The organism is Sphingobacterium lactis (assembly GCF_011046555.1).
Taxonomy (GTDB): Bacteria; Bacteroidota; Bacteroidia; order Sphingobacteriales; family Sphingobacteriaceae; genus Sphingobacterium; species Sphingobacterium lactis.
The window spans coordinates 2782815-2803021 of record NZ_CP049246.1 but is presented as its reverse complement, the minus strand read 5'-3'; the positions used below and the strand labels follow the sequence as shown (position 1 = coordinate 2803021).

The following is a 20207-nucleotide window of genomic DNA, read 5'->3' as shown; positions in this document are numbered from 1 at the left end:
TTAAGTGTTCGAAATCCAGAGGATTTGATGTTCTCTGGTAAAATATAAATATACGGAATAATTTTAAACATTTAACGGATAGGGTTTAATAATTTGATGATGTGTGGAAGTCTAAAAAAGTGGTTCGTAGCGCTTGTACTGGTGACTTTTTCCCTGACCATGGGAAAGGCGCAGTCCTTGCAGAAACCACAATATGGAGGTGGAAAACCTGAGGTTGTTGATCATTATGCAACCACGACGTTAGACAATGGCGAAGTGGTGCCCTGGTTCCCCATTGAAGAGGTAGTTGTCTATGGCCGCCGGAATTTCAAGACAGAGGATGAACGGCAGAAGTACCTGCGCCTGCGCAGGAATGTAATCCGCGTGTTGCCGTATGCCATTTATGCGCAGAAACGGTATGAGCAATTGGACCGTGATCTCGCATTGGCCAATTCCAGCCGTGAAGAAAAAAGGCTCATAAAGGAATGTGAGCGCGAAATCAAGGAAAAGATCACCTCTGAGGTTAAAAACCTCAGTGTTTCCCAAGGGAAAATATTGATAAAACTGATCGAAAGACAGACCGGAAACACCAGTTACGATTTGGTGAAAGATATGAAAGGAGGGATATCCGCTTTCGTGTACCAAGGCGTAGCCAAGATCTTCGGCCATAATTTAAAAAGCACCTACGATCCTCAAGAAGACTATGAGATTGAAAACATAATTCGCGAATACGAACGTTCGCGGCCAATGAGAAAACCTTAAATACTGAATTTATGAATAAAACAGTTTATGATTATGAAGTTTTGGAGTTTAGCGGACAGAAGAAATCATTGCGCGATTTCGAAGGAAAGGTCTTATTAATTGTAAACACAGCATCGCGTTGTTTTTTCAATAAACAATTTAAGTCACTGGAAAATCTGTACAAGCGCTATCGCGAGCAGGGGCTTGAGATCCTGGCATTTCCGTCCAATGATTTCCGGAATCAGGAACCTCTAACGGGCCGGACACTGGAAACCTATTGCCGGGTAAACCGACAGATCTCCTTTCCGGTATTTAAGCGCATCCATGTCAAGGGGGAGTTCACAGATCCATTATACAGATACCTGACGGATATCAAAGAAAACGGAAAAGTGGGTACAGTGCCCTTCTGGAACTTCCACAAATACCTGGTCAATAAAAAGGGAGAGGTAGTCGACCATTTCTACTCCATGACCAGCCCAATGTCAAAGAAAGTCCACAATCGTATCGAGCAACTGCTTTACGACAAAGGTTAGCCTTTCTTTTTCGTACTTTTGTGTATTGTACAAAATACACATGCCCATGAAATTAGATTTATTAGTAATGACCGTTCACCCTGACGATGCCGAATTGGGTGCTGGCGGTATTATTGCCAAATATGTTGCCGAAGGAAAACAGGTTGGGATCATCGATTTAACCCAAGGCGAATTGGGAACACGCGGAACCGCCGAAATTAGATTGCAGGAAGCACATGCCGCAGCCGAAATATTAGGAGTACAGGTCCGCGAAAACCTTTTCCTACGGGATGGTTTTTTCGAGAACAAAGAAGAAGAACAGCTCGCCATCATCCGTGCGATCCGTAAATATCAACCTGAAATCGTTGTCACCAACGCATTGGACGATCGCCATCCAGACCATGGCCGCGCCAGCAAATTGGTGAATGATGCATTGTTCCTTGCCGGATTGCGACGCATCGAGACCGAATTGGATGGACAAGCTCAGGAACCATTCCGTCCACGGTTGCAGCTGCAATTGGTACAGGATAAATATATACAACCCGATATCCTGATCGATATCACCCCATATTGGGCGATCAAGGAAAAATCTATCCTGGCATACACCTCTCAGTTCAATGTTGGTTTTGCCGATGACGAACCACAGACGTATATTTCTAATCCAGATTTTATGGAATCCACAAAAGCCAGAGCAAGCGAATTTGGCAGATCGATACAGGTGAAGTATGCCGAAGGATTTACCAGTAGAAAGATATTGGGGGTGAAGGATATATTTGACTTAATATAGAGTTTAGATTTGAGATATGAGATGTGAGATAGGAAGGGTGAGTATGGGTGAAGAGGATTGACATTTGAAAGAGTTTAGCGATAGAATGGAGATGAAAAGACAGGTTGATTCTCGATCATATGCTTATGGTTAATTCTTAAATTCTATTGATTTTTAACGTCTTATATGTTTTACTTAAATAAAAACATAAGAAAGCCCCGAGCAGTTTTGCTCGGGGCTTTCCTTTTATTTTATTGAGGAGAATGAGAGCCGTTGTATAGTTTGGGCTATCTTATCCTTTCTGTTTTTGTTTAGTTTGTGGTAAAGAATTGACGGATGGCTTCTTCATCTTTTTTGATCTGTTCCTGCATCAGTTCCAGGCTTTCGAACCATTGATCGTGACGGATAAATTCCAGGAATTTCACGCGGATGGTCTTGCTATAGAGGTCATCGTTGAAATCGAGGAGGTTGACTTCGATCTTTCTGTTCATGCCGTCCACGGTAGGACGGGTTCCGATATAGCACATGCCTTTCGCGATGCGTTCTGGAGCGGGTTGGATATAATCGCCGGTTACAATTTCTGTGGTCCTCGGGTAAATTTCCACTTCCACGGCGTAAATACCGTACGCAGGGATCAGCTTGTGCGATTCATGCACATGCAGATTAGCCGTAGGAAATCCGATCTCGCGGCCTATCTGATCGCCCTTAATAACAGTTCCGGTCAACTCAAAAGGATAACCCAAGTATTTGTTCGCTGTGGTGATATCACCCTTGATCAGGGACTCCCGGATCCGGGTGGAGGATACGGCAACATCTTCGATATCCTGTTCCGGAATCTCGTCAACACCGTAATCAAAAATCTGTGCATAGTGGATCAGGTCCTTGATCGTCCCTTTCCGGTCCTTCCCGAAATGGTGGTCATACCCGATTACAATCTTCTTGCAACCGATCTTATTGACCAATACATTGGAAATGTATTCCTCCGGTGTCTGGTTGGAGAAATCGCGAGTAAAAGGGGTAATGATCAAATGATCCAGACCTGAAATGGCCAGGCGTTCGACTTTTTCTTCAATATCATTGATCAAGCGGAGGGAATCGTCGTCCGGATTGATGATTAAGCGGGGATGGGGGAAGAACGTCAGGAGTACCGTCTCGCCGGTATTATCCTTCGCCAATTCGGTTACCTTGTTCAGAATTTTCTGGTGACCAACATGTACACCATCAAAGGTTCCGATTGTCACTATGGCATAATCTAAAGGTTGAAACTCTTCTAGATTTCGGTATATCTTCATTATAAGTTGATTAGTAGGTTATACTACTTGATTTTTCTGTTCTCTTACGTGGTTTATCAATTCCTGCAGGTCCCACGCATCCTTCACGTCGAAATCGCCAGATTTGGTCCGACGGAGGGAGGAGAGGTGCGCTACATTTCCGAGGGCTTTCCCAAAGTCATGGGCAATCGAACGGATATAGGTTCCTTTGCTGCATTTGATCCGGAAATGCACCACGGGCATCTCGATTTTCACCACATCAAAAGCCATGATATCCACTTTACGTGCCTTCAATTCCACCTGCTCGCCGCGCCGTGCCTTTTCATACACGCGCTCACCACCGATCTTAATGGCCGAATGTGCTGGCGGGTATTGTTCCTGTGGACCGAGAAAGGTTGCTGCTGCCGCATAGATCGCTTCTTCGGTAATGGAATCGGTAGGCATGGTGACATCGACTGCGGTCTCCAGGTCGTAGGACGGCGTGCTGCCCCCTAAAGTAATCGTCCCGGTGTATTCCTTGTCCTCTGCCTGAAAACCATCGATCTGCTTGGTCATCTTTCCCGTGCAGACGATCAAAAGGCCTGTCGCCAACGGATCTAGCGTACCGGCATGGCCAACCTTCACTTTCATTGGCTTAATGCTGTTACGTAATTTCCCAACAACATCAAAACTCGTCCATGTCAAAGGCTTATCGATCAATAGCACTTCGCCTTCGGCAAATGAAAATTGAGGTTTTGCCTGTCCTTCTGTGTTCTCCATCATTTAATTGTATTCCAAAGCGGCCATCTTCACAGCAGTATAGCGGAAAATATGGTTTTAATTTTTTGCAAAAGTAGCAATATTATTTCACAAGTCGGATTGGAGATGTGAGATTTGTCCAGGAAGGTGCTAATTCGCATCAGGAATAGTTCCAGGAGTATCCTTTGACCATGGTCATGTTTTACAAGGAAGCTGGGGCCTTGCTAACTGGCGATAGGAGGAAATAAGCTTCTCGAGTAACGGACATAGAAAAAGCGGCTCGGTGGCCGCTTTCATATCGTTTTTTAATGATATACTCTCTTACCCTTGGTAATAGAAGAAAATCAACAGGGCGATACCGATCACGATCCTGTACCAACCCCAGAATTTGAATCCATATTTTGTCAAAACGGAGATAAAGGTTTTCACGGCAATCATCGCCACAATAAAGGCCACGATATTTCCGATGATGAACACCATAATATTCTCGTTGCTGGCCATGATCATCTCATAACCTTTCTGTGCATGTGCCGTTCCTTCACCCCAAGTTTTTACGAAGATGGAATATACCGTCACGGCAAGCATGGTCGGTACGGCAAGGAAGAATGAAAACTCCGCAGCAGCTTTTCTATCGAGTCCCTGGGTCAATCCACCAATGATGGAAGCCGCAGAACGCGATGTCCCGGGCATCATCGCCAGACATTGCCAAAAACCAATGATAAACGCCTTCTTCACCGGAATTTCCTTCTCGTCGGTGATGGTCGGGTTCTTGAACCATTTATCCACGAACAGGAGAACAACACCACCTAGGACAAGTACCGTAGAGATGGCAATCTGATTGCCCAGAACAGCTTCGATCTTATCATCGAGCAATTTCCCCAACACCAGGGCAGGGATAACGGCAATCGCCAACTTATAATAGAATTTCAGGTTCTTGAAATCGAAGAATCGTCGCCAGTACAGGACCACGATCGAGAGGATGGCACCAAATTGAATGGAAACCTGGAACATCTTCAGGTATTCCGATTCTTCCATACCCATCAGCGCAGCGGTAAATCCCATGTGCGCGGTGGAAGAAATCGGTAAATATTCCGTTAAACCCTCTACAATTGCAAGGATAATCGCCTCAAAATAATTCATGCTGCTTAGTTGATCTTGTTCTTCGGTTTATATAAAATAGCTACAAATCCTAGAGCAAAACCCGCCACGACAACGATAGGTGCCAAGGTAATCTTGGTAAAGCTGTAAATATCTTCCGTGCCCATCATCAATAGAAATCCTACAGCCGTTATGACCAGGCTCAGGATCAGCAATTGGTAGTTGATTTTCTGGAATACGAATCCCTGCTTATTGGATTCGTTGGTCGTTGATTTTATATTCTTTGTTGTCTGACTCATTTCTAAAAATATTAATAATTGATCTATCGGTAAAGACTCGCTGATTTAGCGCGTAGATATTTGGTAACAGCAAAGTAGGTACTTGCACTGGAAATAAGAATCCCAATGGCCAATACAATCACAAAGATGATCGCAAATTCATACCAATCGCGCAGGAAAACCAATTCAGGAACCTGTTTTTGCGCAAATTGCAGCGTCAGCACCAAGAGCAAGATAGCAATCAGGGCACCGATCAAGCCATGCGCAATACCGTATAGGATATACGGTCGGCGGATAAACCCTTTGGTCGCACCGATCAATTGCATACTCTTGATCAGGAAGCGTTGTGAGTAGATCGCCAAGCGGATCGTATTGTTGATCAGGGCTACTGCAATGATCAATAAGATAACGGTGAACGCCAGAATCACGATACTGATCACGCGGATGTTCTTATTCACCATATCGATCAGGGATTCCTGATAGACTACTTCCTTGATGCGGCTGTTTTTCCCGATCTTATTGATGAACGTCTGGATCGAGTCGCTATTGGCATATTGTTCTTTCATGTACACATCGATCGACGGTAGGAGTGGGTTTCTTCCCAGATATTCCACGAAATCCTCGCCCAAATCCTCCTTCAGGTTCTTCGCGGCCAATTCCTTGCTCACATATTCCGAACGCAGGACATAAGGATCCTTTTCCAGATCTTTCTGCAAAGAAAGCACATCACCTTCATTGACGTTGTCATTGACGATGACATTCAGTACAATGTTTTCCTTTACATAACGGGAGAGGTTTTTGGCATGGACTAGGATCAGTCCCAATAGACCTATCATCAAGAGAACCAGCGCAATACTGATCACTGTTGAAATGTATACCGATTTAGTTTTTTTTCTTGGTGAACCCTGTTCGATCACTGACATATAGTTTTAATCTGTATTAATTCATGCGAAAGTAACGATTTCGATCCATTCCATGAAAATTATTGAAATTATATTCAATATTAGCGGAAGGGATTTTCATTACCTAAATTTCTAACAACGAATATCAGAATTTATTGTATAGAATAAAAAACTTTTATGCTGAATTTACCCTAAATTCGCTAATTTCGCAGTTCTTTGTACCCTACTTTTATAATTTATAATGGAGTATACGCATCAATCTATCGAGCAGAAATGGCAAAAGTTTTGGGCTGATCAACAGACCTATAAAACTTCGGAATCAACGGACAAGCCAAAATATTATGTTTTGGATATGTTTCCATACCCTTCGGGGGCAGGTTTACACGTTGGCCATCCGCTCGGATACATCGCTTCCGATATCTTTGCACGCTATAAGCGATTGAAAGGCTTTAATGTATTGCATCCCATGGGCTATGATTCCTTTGGCCTACCGGCAGAGCAATATGCCATCCAGACGGGACAGCATCCGGCTATCACCACAGCGGCCAATATCAAGAGATACCGCGAGCAACTGGACAATATCGGTTTTTCATTCGATTGGTCCCGCGAGGTGCGGACCTCCGAACCGGAATATTACCGCTGGACCCAATGGATCTTCATGCAGCTGTTCAATGCCTGGTACAACACCGATACCGACAGGGCGGAATCGATCGATACCTTGGTGGCGAAATTTGAAGAAAATGGTTCTGCAGGCATTCATGCCGTGGCAGATGATGATACCCAAGAATTTACTGCTGCTGCTTGGAAGAACTTCACGGAAGCGGAACAGCAACGCGAATTATTGAAATACCGATTGGCCTTCCTGCGGGAGAGTACCGTAAATTGGTGCCCTGCATTGGGAACGGTTTTAGCGAACGATGAAGTGATCAACGGTGTGTCGGAACGCGGCGGATTCCCTGTGGAGCAGAAGAAAATGATGCAGTGGTCCATGCGCATTACGGCCTACGCCGATCGCCTCCTTCGTGGCTTGGATACCATCGATTGGCCAGAGCCTTTGGTGGAAATGCAACGCAACTGGATCGGGAAATCCGTAGGGGCAAGTGTCAAATTCCCTGTGCCGCAGCTGGAGGAAAACATCGAAGTGTTCACCACCCGCGTGGATACGATCTTCGGTGTCAGCTTTGTGGTTTTGGCGCCTGAACATGAGTTAGTAACTGCTTTAACAACAGCTGATCAAAAAGCTACAGTTGAGGCCTATATAGAAAAAACAGCGAAGAAATCCGAACTGGATCGGATGGCGGATGCGAAGACCGTTTCAGGTGCCTTTACTGGTTCCTATGCGAAGCACCCCATCACCGGTGAAGATGTACAGATCTGGATTGCCGATTATGTACTGGCCAGCTATGGTACAGGTGCCGTTATGGCCGTGCCTTCGGGTGACCAGCGCGATTACCTATTCGCAAAGCATTTCAATCTTCCGATCGTTCCGATCTCCGATACACAGAATATCGAAGAACAGGCCGACCCAAACAAGGACGGAAAGTACATCAATTCCGATTTCATCAATGGCATGACCTACCAGGAGGCTGTTCCGGCACTGATTGAACGCTTGGAATCCCTGAAGTTGGGTAAAGCGAAGATCAACTTCCGTATGCGTGATGCCATCTTCGGCAGACAGCGCTACTGGGGAGAACCCGTTCCGGTGTATTTCAAGGATGGATTGCCATACCTGATCAAAGAAGAAGAGTTGCCGTTGTTATTACCAGAAGTCGACAAATACTTGCCGACAGAAACAGGGGAGCCACCATTGGGACGTGCCGAAAACTGGAAATATCAAGATCAATACGAATACGAGCTGAGCACCATGCCGGGCTGGGCAGGATCTTCATGGTACTGGTTCCGCTACATGGACCCAAAAAATGAAGGCTACTTTGCCTCCCCAGAAGCGGTAGCCTATTGGAAGTCCGTCGATCTATACATCGGTGGTTCTGAGCACGCTACAGGCCACTTGCTCTACGCACGCTTCTGTAATAAATTTCTAAAGGATCTCGGATTTCATAATGAAGAAGAACCGTTCAAGAAACTGATCAATCAAGGGATGATCCAAGGGCGTTCGAACTTCGTATACCGCGTATTGGATAACGAAGGCCGCGGCACCAACCAATTCGTATCCCTGGGTTTAAAGGATCAATATCAGGTCAATCCATTGCATGTCGATGTCAATATCGTGCAGAATGACATACTGGATCTGGAGAAATTCAAAGCATCACGTCCGGATTATGCGGATGCGGAATTCATCCTGGAAAACGGAAAATACATCTGTGGTACAGAGGTAGAGAAGATGTCAAAATCCAAGTTCAACGTCGTGAATCCAGATGACATCATCGAACAGTATGGTGCAGATACCCTGCGTCTATACGAAATGTTCTTGGGACCATTGGAACAGGCAAAACCTTGGAACACAAACGGTATTGAAGGGGTATATAAATTCTTACGTAAGGTATGGCGTCTCTTCCACGATGCCGAAGGAAACTTCCATGTATCCGATGAAGAACCTACCAAAGCGGAATATAAAGCCTTGCATAAGATCATCAAAAAGGTCGAAGAGGATATTGAGCGTTTCTCGTTCAATACGTCGGTATCCGCATTCATGATCTGTGTCAATGAATTGACGGACCTGAAGACAAATAAGCGCAAGATCCTTCAGGACCTATTGGTTGTACTGCAACCGTATGCACCGCACATAACAGAAGAGTTGTGGTCGCAATTGGGAAATCCGGCAGGGTCCATTTCCTATGCAACCTTTCCAACCTTCAATCCGGAATATCTGGTAGAAAGTGAATTCGCCTATCCGGTGTCCATCAACGGTAAGATGAAGATGAACCTGCCATTGGCGTTGGACCTGGATCAAGCCGCAGTGGAGACGATCGTCAAGGAAAATCCCGAAGTGCAGCGCCTTTTGGATGGGAAAGCCATCAAAAAAATGATTTTTGTCAAAGGAAAGATCATTAATATCGTGGTCTAAGGATCAGGGCACGGTTTTACAGCGCCTGTTGATATAGCATAGCTCCGCAGAAGAATCTTATCGCTAGATAATTTTCTTCTGCGGATTTTTTTTGCCATGCCATGGAAGTTGGAAGGTTTCCCGACCACGATGGGATTGGTCTATCCGCATTTTTTTCGGCATTATTACCAAGAAAGTGTCATATTCAGCCGGGTATAAGCCGCCACACTTTCCTCATCTGCCCATATTTCCGTAACTTTACCCTATTAATAAAGTAGAGATTGCTTATGAAAAATACAATCATCATCGCCGTAGTCCTGGTCGCAGGGATAGTCCTGTTGGCGTTCGGATTTTCGGGCAAAAAGCAGGAAACTGACGTAACAAACCATAGAGAAAGTTCATTAAACACAAATAAAATGCAGAAGGAAATATATTTTGCCGGAGGATGTTTCTGGGGAACAGAGCATTTCTTCAAATTGGTCAACGGCGTTGTCTCCACGGAAGTGGGCTATGCCAATGGTATCGTGGACAAACCATCCTACCAGGATGTAACCACCGGAAAGACAGGATTTGCAGAAACCGTAAAAGTAGTCTATGATCCTGAAGTAATCGATCTGGACCTCCTGATCGACCTGTTCTTCAAGACCATCGATCCAACCAGCCTGAACAGACAGGGAAATGATATCGGCACCCAATACCGCACGGGAATCTACTTCACCGACAAAAATGACCAAGCCCTGATCACAGAGAAAATCAAAGGATTGGCAACTTCATTTAACAGCCCAATCGTGGTTGAAAATGAAGAACTTAAGAATTTCTTTGACGCAGAGACGTATCATCAGGATTATTTGGACAAGAACCCAGGAGGGTACTGCCATATCGGCCAGGATTTGTTTGAGGTGGCTCGGAAAGCGAATCGGGATTAGGGGACACAAGCTGGCGCAAGAGTTGTGTGGAAGGCCCCATCAAGCTGGCGCAAGAGTTGTGCGGAAGGGCATGTGCGGTTGATCTCTTGTGCCTTGGATGGAACTATAACGCTGGCACAAGTTGTGTGGAAGGCCCCAACTAGCTGGCGCAAGAGTTGTGTGCAGGGCATGTGCGGTTGATCTCTTGTGCCTTGGATGGAACTATAACGCTGGCACAAGTTGTGCGAAAGGACCCATCATGCTGGCGCAAGAGTTGTGCGGAAGGGATATTAGGCTGTTTTTTTGTGCCTACGGCATGTTTTTTGGCACAAGTCCGCCACCGCTCAGCCCACATCAAAAGACTTGCGCCAGCGTGCGGTTCACGAATTAAAAAGTGGCAAAAAAATAGGATAAAAGGGCGAGCAAAGCTCGCCCTTTTATCCTATTTTTTTGCCACTAAACGTCCTAAAGACTTGCTGGCGCAAGAGTTGTGCGGAAGGGCATGTGCGGTAGATCTCTTGTGCCTTGGATGGAACTATAACGCTGGCACAAGTTGTGCAGAAGGACCCATCATACTGGCGCAAGAGTTGTGCGGATGGCATGTGGGTTAATCTCTTGTGCCTTGGATGGAACCATAACGCTGGCACAGATTGCGCGGAAGGCCCCATCAAGCTGGCGCAAGAGTTGTGCGGTTGATCTCTTGTGCCTTGGGTGGAACCATAACGATGGCACAAGTTGTGTGAAAGGCCCCAACATGCTGGCACAAGTTGTGCGGATGGCATGTGCGGTTGATCTCTTGTGCCTTGGGTGGAACCATAACGCTGGCACAAGTTGTGCGAAAGGCCCCATCAAGCTGGCGCAAGAGTTGTGCGACTGCCTGTGCGGTTGATCTCTTGTGCCCTCGGACAAATACACTGGCACAAGGGTTGTGTGGAAGGGATATTACGCTGTTCCTTGGTGCCTACGGCATGTTTTTTGGCACAAGTCCGCCACCACACAACCCACTACAAAAGACATTGCGCCAGCGTGTCGTTTAAGCGTGCCCTCGGCCTATCACGCTGGCTCAAATCCTTTACCCCAAAATGCCTACAAAAATTTAATTGGCAACATTCCTTTTTTACCTACATAATCACCTGCGCTGGAATATTTGTAAAAATGATCCTGTCTGACATAACCAGCTTTTACGGGATTTTGATGGATATAATTTAGTTTTTCTAAATAAATATCCTTTGAATCATCAACATAGATTGGATGACTATCCTGAATCCAAAATTGATATAGTACATTATTAGTGTTTTCCTTCCCCGCTTTTTTAAATAATGCAAGCATCCAGGATTTCCGACTTTCATGGATATTGTCTTGAATCGCTTTGAGCACCTGATTTGCTGTGTATTTCTTAAAATCCCGTAATATATTCGAAATATGGATGGCATTTTCTGCGCTGACGATGAGATGGAGGTGGTTGGTCATAATGACCCATCCATGAATAACCAGTCCTTTTTCGCTTATGCAATGCTTTAAGCTTTCTATGATTATATTTTTATATTCTTCGCGGGTAAAAACATCGATCCAATAAACAACAGTTATGGTCACAAAATAAATCAGATTCCTGCCATTGAATTTATATTTATTGCTCATGATCTATTTTTTATGCTTTCATTCCTTATTTTAAGCATAATGCTGTGATTCTACCCCCCTAAAAAACCATCGCCCTCACAAAATCCCGCTCATAAACAACCCTTCCTTTCCCTTCCGACCTCTTTCCCGCATCTCCACGCAACACTTTCCCTTCCAAAACCGCGCGCACCATCGGATCTTGCGGATCACCGAAGGGAAAGATCCGGTCGCTGGCGTATTCATCCAGCAGGGTGTTCGGGGAGATGCCGGTGCTATAGTCGCCGTGGCCCTGTTGGTTGTACAGCTTGTATACCAGGGGGTGCAGCACCCAATTGTAGGACTCCTTGCCGGAGACTTCCGGCGGGGATTTAACACTACTGCTGCCCATGTCCTTACCCATGGTCGTCTGGCCGATTTGCCGGACATCGATGTAAGGCTTCAGGTTGTTGATGAGCAGTTCTGCTGCGGAGGCCGTCTGGCCGCTGCTGAGGATAAAGATCCGGGAGAGGTTCAAGGACTTGGCTTTCAGGTCGGCCGAGCGGAACCTGTAGCCATCGGGCTGATTCTGGAGGGCAGCGTCGAAGGACAACTGGCGCATGCCGACCTTTCTGTTGCCGCGCATTTCCACGAATACATCCGCCGGTTTCACCTTGGTGAAGAGCAGTGCGCAGAATGCCGAAAAGGAAACTTGCCCACCCGGGTTGTGGCGCAGGTCCAGGATCAGCTCGCTCACGCCGTTGGCACGGAAGCCCTCAATGGCACCCAACAAGGCATAGCCCCCCGAGAAATCGAAGTGGCTGATATTGAGGTACCCGTACTTCCGGTGGTCATGCTCCAGTACGGCATGGCGATAGATCACCGGCTGGGCAATTATCGCCGATGCGATAGCAAACGATTTGCCATCCTTCCGCGTCAGGTTTATTACATTCGAGCGCAGGAGCGCAGGTATCGATGGTTGGATCGGTTGGGAAAGGTTCAAATTATTCAGGCGGAGCAGGGTGTCGCCACGGCTAAGGCCAAGCTGATCCGCCTGGCTGCCAGGGACAACCAGCGTCACCAAGGTCGTCCAACTGCCGGATCGCTCGTACTGCACGAAATCGAAGCCGAAGGTATTCTCGAAACTGTATCCGTACGTCTCGCTATTCTGGTTCTGTAGGATGGTTGAAAACCGATCTTGAGGATGCAGGAGCGTCATAAAGTAGCTCTGCGGGTCCTGGTCGATGCGCTGTCGCCCGGGCAGTGTGTTCTCCCAATAATACTGTTTTTTCATGGTCTCCCAGATCCACGCATTGATGGCGCGGTTGCTGCCTGGGGCAAAGGACTCCTCATCCTTCTTGCAGGAGCAAAGGGCTAGAACCATACCGGCAAAGAAAAAAATAATCAGCTTTTTCATCTCCTTAAACATACTGATTTTTAGGTAAGTTAACCATGCTTACCTGCTGGTAACCAAAAACTTAATATCTAAATAATACTGCCTTAATCTGTGAAAATATATACCAAACCTTGTTGGGAACGCACAACAACCTCCCAAAATAAATATCCCGTTATTAAACATTTATATTTAAAAGGTAACAAAATTTAACTTGTGATTAATACTAGTAGTTTTAATTTTGGGTACCAAACATTGACCAAAAATGACGAATCTTCACGTAACTTCCGTTCGCGACCGGCAGGACAGGGTCCTGTTCGTCCAGATTTATGAGCAATACGCCGATGAACTGTACATCCATATCGTCAAGCGCGTATCTTGCTCGGCAGTCGCGCAGGACATTTTGCAGGAACTATTCCTGCAGTTTTGGACCCGCAGGACGGCCTGGCCGGAGGGGGAGGAGCTTCGCAAATATCTCTTTGGCGCAGCCAGGTATAAAGTGATCGACCATTATGCGGAACTGAAACAGCGAGCCCAATTCTCCAACCAATTGAAGCAGCACATGTCGAACGATTCGCAATCCCTGAACAATGTCCATGAGACCTACCGCCACCTGGAAGCATTGATCGAACAGGAGCTGGACGCGATGTCCAAGAACATGCGCATGGTATTTTTAATGCGCAGCAACAGCTACAGCAATGCCGAGATTGCCGAGCTGCTCAACCTATCCGAGCAGACCGTCAAAAACAATTACAATCAAGCAAAACAACGGATACAACGTTGCCTATCGGATCAGAATCTTCAGAATAACCGCTATTACACCTTGCTCTTTCCCCACCTTGCGCTCATCCATTGGATGCTGGAACATCCACCGGTTCACCCATGCGGATAGTCCGTTTTACGGAACCTGCCAAAACCTTTCCTGCCTGCACCGCTGTTAAATCCGTAAACCCGTTTTAGTGAGGCTAAGACTCCCTGCCCGGGGGCTTGTTAATATTTTCTTCATCTACCCTTAATATTTTCTTGAAGTACTTTCCGCCATTTCCACAGATATAGGGGTAAACAAGCCACAATTATCATGGATGACAAACAGCAATTCCTTCACTACATCAACTATCTGCACGGGCGGATGGCGTCGGAAGACCGCCAGCAACTGGAGGCATGGTATGCTGATCTGGAGGACGTTGAACCAATGGAAGTTCCGACTTTGTCGGCGGCAGATAAGCGCCGCCTGTTGGATCGCTTGCTGGTCCAAATTGATGGCGCGCAACGTTCGCACCGGAAGCATAAGGTCTTGCGCTTGATTCAGGTCGGAGCCGCGGCCATTGTCCTCTTGGCTTTGGGCTATGGATGGCTGCAATATCATTTTAGGGAAACCGAACCCGGACATCAGCCGGATAAGCTGCTGTTCTTTAGCTCGGCCATAGGCGAGCGCAAGAACCTCCATTTGGCCGATGGCAGCGTACTTACCCTGTTCCCGAACAGTCGGGTCGCCATCATGGCCAAAGGTAATCAGCGGGACCTCCGAAAGGTATTCCTGTTGCATGGCGAGGTCCTGTTCGATATCGCTCGCGATACCACACGCCGCTTTATCGTCCAGACCGATCACCTGGTCACGACGGTCCTCGGCACCCAATTCCGTATCCTCAGCGATCCGAATCTCCCCACGACGCACATCACGGTGTATTCCGGAAAGGTGCAGGTAGCCACACCTGACTCCAGCAAAATCCTGAACGCAGGGCAAGAGATCACATTTGACAAGGAACGGGCATTATTTGGATCAACCCGACAGACCGCAGCCTTACCAGACCTGCGCGTCCATGGTCAGGTCATCCTGCAGCAGGCGGATTTTCAGGAACTGTCGGTTTACCTGAAAAATTACCTCGGCATCCACATCCATACCGCCTCCGCACGTATTCGGCAACAGCGTTACAGCCTGCCCATACACCGGCACAGCGCACCTGCGGATCTGCTGCAGACCATTGCAGACCTCCACAAGAACAGGTATCGGTCCGTTGGGGACAGTATTATATTTTATTGATGATTCGAAAGACATAACCAGAGCTAACAACCAAAAAAACAGTATAAACATGACTACAATTTTACTACATTACATCCATCGCGCCACCTTTCTCTTGTGCTGGATTTTCCTTTTGTTGCAGCAGCCCCAGTCGGGATATGCTGCGCCAAGCCAGTGGCTGGAGAAAAAGCTGTCCATCAACCAGACCTTCCGATCGGTAGGCGACCTGATGCAGCACCTCCAGGGACAGCATATCCCGTTGGTATTTGATGACGAAACCTTGGGGCTTTCGCGCGTCAAATACCAGCAGCACGGCATCCGCGATAAATCCCTGCGCCAGGTTTTGAAGGAGAGTCTGAAAGGAACACCTGTCATCTTCCGCGAACGCAATGGCTACATCCTGTTGGAGAAACGGCAAACCCAGGAGGCCGGCCGCCTGACGGGGCGCGTATTCGACAGCAGGGGCAAGGCCCTCCCGCAGGCCAGCATCCGCATCCTCCGCACTGCACATAGCATCCAAACCGGCATTGACGGCCGCTATGCCATCAACCTGCCTGCCGGAACATACGCCGTACAGGTCAGTTATCTTTCCCACCAAACCCAAGTGATCAATGATGTTCAGATCCGTGCCGGTCAACATCAGCGACTCGATATCGCCATGCGCGAAACCAGCTCTAGAATCGAGGAGATCACCGTACAGACCACCTATAGGAAGGCATCCGTTGCCGGATTATACGCAGCACAGAAGAATGCCGCCACGGTCACCGACGGTATTTCTGCCGAGCAGATCGAACGCACCCCCGATATCTCTGTGGGTCAGGTACTCAGTCGGGTCGCCGGTGTTTCCACCCTCAACAACCGGTCGGTAATTGTACGGGGCCAGTCCGACCGCTACAACCAAGCCCAGCTGGATGGGGTCACCCTCCCAAGTACCTCCCAGAACAGGCGCGATTTCGCATTTGATATCATCCCCGTAGAGATGGTCAGCTCCGTTGTCATCAATAAAACAGCCTCCCCGGATATATCTTCCGAATTTTCCGGGGGTCAGGTTTCCATCAATACGCTGGATATCCCCGAGAAGAACTTCACCAGCATCATGATCGGGACCGGAGGGAACAGCCAGACCATAGGCAAGGACTTTTACCGCCTCGGCGCCAGGAATGGGCTGGAGTACTTTGGTGCCTTTAGCAAGGATGCCGAATTTCCGGATGGCATAAAACCTTGGGCCTGGTACACCGAAATTGCTGATGGGTACCACATCCCATTGGGCGAGAAAACCGACCCCCGATTCTTGGATTGGAAATTGACGCCGAACTTACCTTACTATTTCCGCGATTTGGATGCTTTGGAGCAGTCCCGAAAATTCAACAATGCCTCCATGAACCTCCACAAATTCAAGGGTCGACCGGGACAAAACTTCCGCTTTGCCATCGGTAGGGTCTATGAATTCCCGAACAAACTGAAGTTCGGATTCAGCAGTAGCGCCAATTTCCGGAATGAACAAAATGTTATCCGCTTCAATAATGTCCGCGGTGGACCTAATAACAATTCCACCAATCCGGTACATTGGATGGACAGCACCGGATTTGCCCAGAACGGTCCGGGTGTTTCCCATCGGTTCAACAGTTCCAGTGGACTTGTCGCCAATTTGGGGGTACAGCATGAGAAATTCAAGATTGCCCTGAAGAACATGTATGCCCGCACCTACAGTGATCAATACAACGAAGCGCATCGATTGGATTACAACTCCAATATTAGGTTATACGATAAGGAGCTCTACCAATTGCCGGAAGCACTTTCCCTGCGTCAGCATCAGATCACTGGCCAATATCAACTGCCTTGGAAGGTAAAATTTGACGGGATGTTCACCGTCAGCAGTGTGCAACAGAAAATTCTCGATGAAAGGAAGCTGAATTACGGCTTAACTACAATTATCGAGGGGGAGCGGTATTTCCATACCCCTCGGATATTGAGCACAGCGCAATTCTCCAATTTGACCGGTCAGATTGATTCTCGGATGTGGAGTTACCTGGATCAAACGGATTACAACTGGGCAACGTCCCTATCCAGGACATTCTTTGCGGATAAAAACTACAGTACCATGGTGAAGTTGGGCTATCAAGGGTGGCTAAAAACTCAGGATCTGGCTGTCCATCGCATTATTCCCATGACCAGGGCATTCGATGAAAATCAACCCAGCACGAGACCCCCTAGTATCCGTGGCAATTATGCACGAATTTTCGATGAGCAGATCGGGACACGTAACAATGAGGTGATCTATTACCCGAGCCGATTGGGTGGGAATATTTATGACGGAAGCATGAAGTCCCATTCCGCCTACCTCATGTTCGATCAGCAATTGTTTCGCAAACTCCGTTTGGTGTATGGTGTCCGGATGGAATATTTCAACTTGAGCAACAGGCAGGAAGAGCTCTTCATTCGGACATTTGGAGAGGAAAACTTGACCAATTCTAAATTCAACTACCAATTGACCGTCGGGGAAAAGGACACCCGCTTCCTGCCATCGGTCAACCTCACCTACAGCCTTACGGATAAGCTCAATTTCCGAACATCGTATGCAAAGACGGCCATCCGTCCTGATTTCCGGGAAACGTCCTATTTCGGTTTTTACGATTATATCTTGGATGGTGTGATTTCTGGTGAGAAGGTGGTGACCACGTTAATCGACAATGTCGATGCCCGCTTGGAATGGTACCCGAGTCCCGGTGAAGCGATTACACTTACCGCCTACTTCAAACATTTGGATAAACCCATTGAATTGACCATGCGTGACCAGCGCACGGACCAGTATGTATTTGCCAACATGCAATCTGCTCGCGTGCGCGGGCTGGAAATGGAGGTACGCAAGAATTTCGGTTTCCTGGGCGGAAGCCCGTGGTTGGAAAACCTATTTGTTCAGGCGAACGGCACGTTGATCAAATCAAGTGTAGATGTCCTCTCAGCATGGCTGTGGCGAAATGTGGATTCCGGAGAAGTTGTCAGGAGGCAGGAGCGGATGCCAACGCAGGATCGGCCTTTGGTAGGGCAGTCTCCGTGGTTATTGAACCTCGGTCTCGGTTACTGGGGCGACACCTACGGCGCTACGTTAAGCTACAGCCACCGCGGGCCGCGGACAGCCATCATCAGCCAAAGTATCAATAGAGTGGAATTCGAACTGGCGCCCAGAATGGTTGATTTTCAGCTCTATGGCAAATTCTTGAAAAAGAAAGTGGAAGCTCGCCTCAACATGGCCAATCTCCTGAACGAATGGACCCAGTTCTACAGAAATGATTTCTATTACTCCGATGCGGAAGTGGAAAAGCAATTGGAAATAGGCAGCCCAAATCCGCGACGCGGTGATCTGACCTTCAATAAGGAGGACGGTGATACCATGCTCTACCGGAGGCAGGATGGCCAAAGGTTCCATATTTCTTTGATCTATAATTTTTAAGGAGCTGCATAGTGACGGGAATTGGCAAAAACGGCATCGAAAAAAACATACCCCAAGGCTTGACCGCCGGCCTTGATTGTATGGAAACTTGGCGGAATTTTTAACCCATTTAATTTAAAAAAAATGAAAAATCTATTCTTTTTCTTAAGCTTGTTCACTAGCATTTTATTAAGTTCAGGCTTGACCTCTTGTAACAAAGACATGGATAACCATCATGTTAATGTGGAACTTGCCGCCGAGCAGCTCACGCCAGAAGCCTCCATTCCTGTGGATGAAGACGGCATGATCACCAAAGACTTCCTGTCCAAGGATACGGTTTGGTTGCTCGATGGTGTATCTTACGTACCGGACGGCTTTACCTTGACCATTGAAAAGGGAACCAAGGTCGTCTCCGGGGAAACGAAGATGTACACCCACGAGGATGGGCAAAACCATCATATTAAGGGTGTACTCGTCGTCCTCAAGGGGGGGAAGCTCATCGCGGAAGGAACGGCCAACGAACCGATCGTCTTTACCTCGGACAAAGCACCCGGCCAACGGAAAACAGGTGACTTCGGAGGCATTGTTCTCTTGGGAAAGGCACCCATCAATCCAACAGAACCAACCGTCATTGAAGGGATCCCCCAACCTGGTGAAGTGGATGTGACCTATGGGGGAAATCAACCGAATGATAACTCCGGCATTCTGAAATACGTCAGGATTGAATTTGCCGGATATAACCTGGCTCAGGACAATGAAATCAATGGCTTGACCTGTGGTGGTGTCGGAAATGGAACCCTATTGGAGTACATCCAGGTGTCCTGGGGACGTGATGATGCATTCGAGTTCTTCGGTGGAACCGTCAATGCGAAGTATTTGGTAGCTTCATCCACAGATGACGATGATTATGACTTCGATTTTGGCTACTCAGGAACAATTCAATATGCCCTCTCCCTAAAAGATCCAAAGTCTACAAATAGTTTGGACAGCAGAGGAATCTCAGACTCCAACGGTATTGAATCTGATAACAATGGACAAGGCGTTGAAAGAGATCCTACGACCAGACCTGTTTTGAAAAATTTCACATTTATCGGTATCCAGGATTCTGCCGTTGCAGATAAAAAATTACGCTACGGAAACCGGTGGAGAAGAGCTTCATCCATGAATATCACCAATTCTATAATTGCAGGTTACTCCGTTGGTGCTTCATTTGAAGATATTACAGACAACGGATCGATATTCTCGAATAATGTAATCCATGCCTACAAACAAGCGTTTATAGGCACTGTACCAGGAACAGGCAATATTGTCCATGTTTCTAATGATGCAGCTTCATTTTTGGATTTAACAGGTAGAAATTTAATTTTTTATAAAAGCAATGATCCGGAAATCACAAGGTATAATCCTGCAATTTTACGGCCAAGAGCAGGATCACCGGCTTATGGCGATGGTTTAACAACCTTCAAAGGTGCATTCCACCCGAATCAGCGGGCTTGGACCACCGGTTGGACTCAATTTAGTCCTAATACATATTAAGTCATAATTAATCATGGTGAGCTATGCCATTAGCTCACCAT

17 protein-coding genes are annotated in these 20207 nt (G+C 47.1%); 9 read left to right on the top strand and 8 right to left on the bottom strand.

All coding sequences use genetic code 11. The features are described from left to right. Positions 1-96 precede the first annotated feature (96 nt). From G6N79_RS12205 to bshB1, 3 genes are read left to right on the top strand one after another with little or no spacing between them, the layout of a single operon-like run. Positions 97-741, top strand: a complete 645-nt coding sequence (locus G6N79_RS12205; RefSeq protein ID WP_234993195.1) for a DUF4294 domain-containing protein — start codon at positions 97-99, stop codon at positions 739-741. 11 nt (positions 742-752) lie between these two features. Beyond that, the gene (locus G6N79_RS12200; protein ID WP_103906278.1) at positions 753-1253 is read left to right on the top strand and encodes a glutathione peroxidase; all 501 of its coding nucleotides are present in this window, start codon (positions 753-755) and stop codon (positions 1251-1253) included. A gap of 46 nt (positions 1254-1299) precedes the next feature. Beyond that, positions 1300-2019 carry a bacillithiol biosynthesis deacetylase BshB1 gene (bshB1, locus tag G6N79_RS12195; RefSeq protein WP_103906279.1) on the top strand — a complete coding sequence of 240 codons (720 nt, stop codon included), beginning with the start codon at positions 1300-1302 and terminating at the stop codon, positions 2017-2019. Between the two features lie 290 nt (positions 2020-2309). On the opposite strand, the gene G6N79_RS12190 is transcribed toward bshB1, so the two are convergent. The 5 genes from G6N79_RS12190 to G6N79_RS12170 all read right to left on the bottom strand — a co-directional run bounded on the left by G6N79_RS12190 (position 2310) and on the right by G6N79_RS12170 (position 6306). Continuing rightward, positions 2310-3290, bottom strand: coding sequence for a bifunctional riboflavin kinase/FAD synthetase (locus G6N79_RS12190; protein ID WP_103906280.1), 981 nt, complete (start codon positions 3288-3290; stop codon positions 2310-2312). Positions 3291-3308: 18 nt separating this feature from the next. Further along, on the bottom strand, positions 3309-4031 hold the full coding sequence (gene truB, locus G6N79_RS12185) for a tRNA pseudouridine(55) synthase TruB (protein ID WP_234993196.1): 723 nt from the start codon (positions 4029-4031) through the stop codon (positions 3309-3311). A gap of 297 nt (positions 4032-4328) precedes the next feature. Further along, positions 4329-5147 carry an undecaprenyl-diphosphate phosphatase gene (locus G6N79_RS12180; RefSeq protein ID WP_103906281.1) on the bottom strand — a complete coding sequence of 273 codons (819 nt, stop codon included), beginning with the start codon at positions 5145-5147 and terminating at the stop codon, positions 4329-4331. A 5-nt stretch (positions 5148-5152) separates the two neighbouring features. Then, positions 5153-5404, bottom strand: a complete 252-nt coding sequence (locus G6N79_RS12175) for a DUF3098 domain-containing protein (RefSeq protein WP_103906282.1) — start codon at positions 5402-5404, stop codon at positions 5153-5155. A gap of 23 nt (positions 5405-5427) precedes the next feature. Then, on the bottom strand, positions 5428-6306 hold the full coding sequence (locus G6N79_RS12170) for a cell division protein FtsX (RefSeq protein ID WP_103906283.1): 879 nt from the start codon (positions 6304-6306) through the stop codon (positions 5428-5430). 220 nt (positions 6307-6526) lie between these two features. Here G6N79_RS12170 and leuS point away from each other — a divergent pair, with 220 nt between their 5' ends. Next, complete coding sequence (leuS, locus tag G6N79_RS12165; protein WP_103906284.1) at positions 6527-9310, top strand: leucine--tRNA ligase; 2784 nt, start codon at positions 6527-6529, stop codon at positions 9308-9310. Positions 9311-9576: 266 nt separating this feature from the next. Further along, positions 9577-10215, top strand: a complete 639-nt coding sequence (gene msrA / locus G6N79_RS12160) for a peptide-methionine (S)-S-oxide reductase MsrA (protein ID WP_103906285.1) — start codon at positions 9577-9579, stop codon at positions 10213-10215. A 1065-nt stretch (positions 10216-11280) separates the two neighbouring features. Here msrA and G6N79_RS12155 read toward each other — a convergent pair. Then, complete coding sequence (locus G6N79_RS12155; protein ID WP_103906286.1) at positions 11281-11832, bottom strand: REP-associated tyrosine transposase; 552 nt, start codon at positions 11830-11832, stop codon at positions 11281-11283. Positions 11833-11890: 58 nt separating this feature from the next. Then, positions 11891-13204 (bottom strand): S41 family peptidase, encoded by a 1314-nt coding sequence (locus tag G6N79_RS12150; protein WP_160003729.1) that lies wholly within the window; start codon positions 13202-13204, stop codon positions 11891-11893. Positions 13205-13445: 241 nt separating this feature from the next. Here G6N79_RS12150 and G6N79_RS12145 point away from each other — a divergent pair, with 241 nt between their 5' ends. The 3 genes from G6N79_RS12145 to G6N79_RS12135 all read left to right on the top strand — a co-directional run bounded on the left by G6N79_RS12145 (position 13446) and on the right by G6N79_RS12135 (position 18651). Beyond that, on the top strand, positions 13446-14072 hold the full coding sequence (locus G6N79_RS12145) for an RNA polymerase sigma factor (protein WP_103906288.1): 627 nt from the start codon (positions 13446-13448) through the stop codon (positions 14070-14072). Between the two features lie 186 nt (positions 14073-14258). Further along, the gene (locus tag G6N79_RS12140) at positions 14259-15221 is read left to right on the top strand and encodes a FecR family protein (protein WP_103906289.1); all 963 of its coding nucleotides are present in this window, start codon (positions 14259-14261) and stop codon (positions 15219-15221) included. Between the two features lie 49 nt (positions 15222-15270). Next, a complete protein-coding gene (locus G6N79_RS12135; protein ID WP_146060618.1) occupies positions 15271-18651 on the top strand; it encodes a TonB-dependent receptor in 3381 nt (1126 codons plus the stop codon). On the opposite strand, the gene G6N79_RS12130 is transcribed toward G6N79_RS12135, so the two are convergent. Beyond that, entirely contained in the window at positions 18648-18854 is a 207-nt protein-coding gene (locus tag G6N79_RS12130; RefSeq protein WP_164527196.1) for a hypothetical protein, read from the bottom strand. The genes G6N79_RS12135 and G6N79_RS12130 overlap by 4 nt on opposite strands. On the opposite strand from G6N79_RS12130, the gene G6N79_RS12125 reads away from it, so the two are divergent. Next, positions 18853-20166 (top strand): hypothetical protein, encoded by a 1314-nt coding sequence (locus G6N79_RS12125; protein WP_241241719.1) that lies wholly within the window; start codon positions 18853-18855, stop codon positions 20164-20166. The genes G6N79_RS12130 and G6N79_RS12125 overlap by 2 nt on opposite strands. The last annotated feature ends 41 nt before the right edge of the window (positions 20167-20207 follow it).

What these genes read in the sequence shown, in the direction of transcription:
- G6N79_RS12205 (WP_234993195.1), top strand. Translation starts at nt 97, where the DNA reads ATGATGTGTGGAAGTCTAAAAAAGTGGTTCGTAGCGCTTGTACTGGTG.
- G6N79_RS12200 (WP_103906278.1), top strand. Translation starts at nt 753, where the DNA reads ATGAATAAAACAGTTTATGATTATGAAGTTTTGGAGTTTAGCGGACAG.
- bshB1 (WP_103906279.1), top strand. Translation starts at nt 1,300, where the DNA reads ATGAAATTAGATTTATTAGTAATGACCGTTCACCCTGACGATGCCGAA.
- G6N79_RS12190 (WP_103906280.1), bottom strand. Translation starts at nt 3,290, where the DNA reads ATGAAGATATACCGAAATCTAGAAGAGTTTCAACCTTTAGATTATGCC.
- truB (WP_234993196.1), bottom strand. Translation starts at nt 4,031, where the DNA reads ATGATGGAGAACACAGAAGGACAGGCAAAACCTCAATTTTCATTTGCC.
- G6N79_RS12180 (WP_103906281.1), bottom strand. Translation starts at nt 5,147, where the DNA reads ATGAATTATTTTGAGGCGATTATCCTTGCAATTGTAGAGGGTTTAACG.
- G6N79_RS12175 (WP_103906282.1), bottom strand. Translation starts at nt 5,404, where the DNA reads ATGAGTCAGACAACAAAGAATATAAAATCAACGACCAACGAATCCAAT.
- G6N79_RS12170 (WP_103906283.1), bottom strand. Translation starts at nt 6,306, where the DNA reads ATGTCAGTGATCGAACAGGGTTCACCAAGAAAAAAAACTAAATCGGTA.
- leuS (WP_103906284.1), top strand. Translation starts at nt 6,527, where the DNA reads ATGGAGTATACGCATCAATCTATCGAGCAGAAATGGCAAAAGTTTTGG.
- msrA (WP_103906285.1), top strand. Translation starts at nt 9,577, where the DNA reads ATGAAAAATACAATCATCATCGCCGTAGTCCTGGTCGCAGGGATAGTC.
- G6N79_RS12155 (WP_103906286.1), bottom strand. Translation starts at nt 11,832, where the DNA reads ATGAGCAATAAATATAAATTCAATGGCAGGAATCTGATTTATTTTGTG.
- G6N79_RS12150 (WP_160003729.1), bottom strand. Translation starts at nt 13,204, where the DNA reads ATGAAAAAGCTGATTATTTTTTTCTTTGCCGGTATGGTTCTAGCCCTT.
- G6N79_RS12145 (WP_103906288.1), top strand. Translation starts at nt 13,446, where the DNA reads ATGACGAATCTTCACGTAACTTCCGTTCGCGACCGGCAGGACAGGGTC.
- G6N79_RS12140 (WP_103906289.1), top strand. Translation starts at nt 14,259, where the DNA reads ATGGATGACAAACAGCAATTCCTTCACTACATCAACTATCTGCACGGG.
- G6N79_RS12135 (WP_146060618.1), top strand. Translation starts at nt 15,271, where the DNA reads ATGACTACAATTTTACTACATTACATCCATCGCGCCACCTTTCTCTTG.
- G6N79_RS12125 (WP_241241719.1), top strand. Translation starts at nt 18,853, where the DNA reads ATGGATAACCATCATGTTAATGTGGAACTTGCCGCCGAGCAGCTCACG.
- G6N79_RS12130 (WP_164527196.1), bottom strand. Translation starts at nt 18,854, where the DNA reads ATGTCTTTGTTACAAGAGGTCAAGCCTGAACTTAATAAAATGCTAGTG.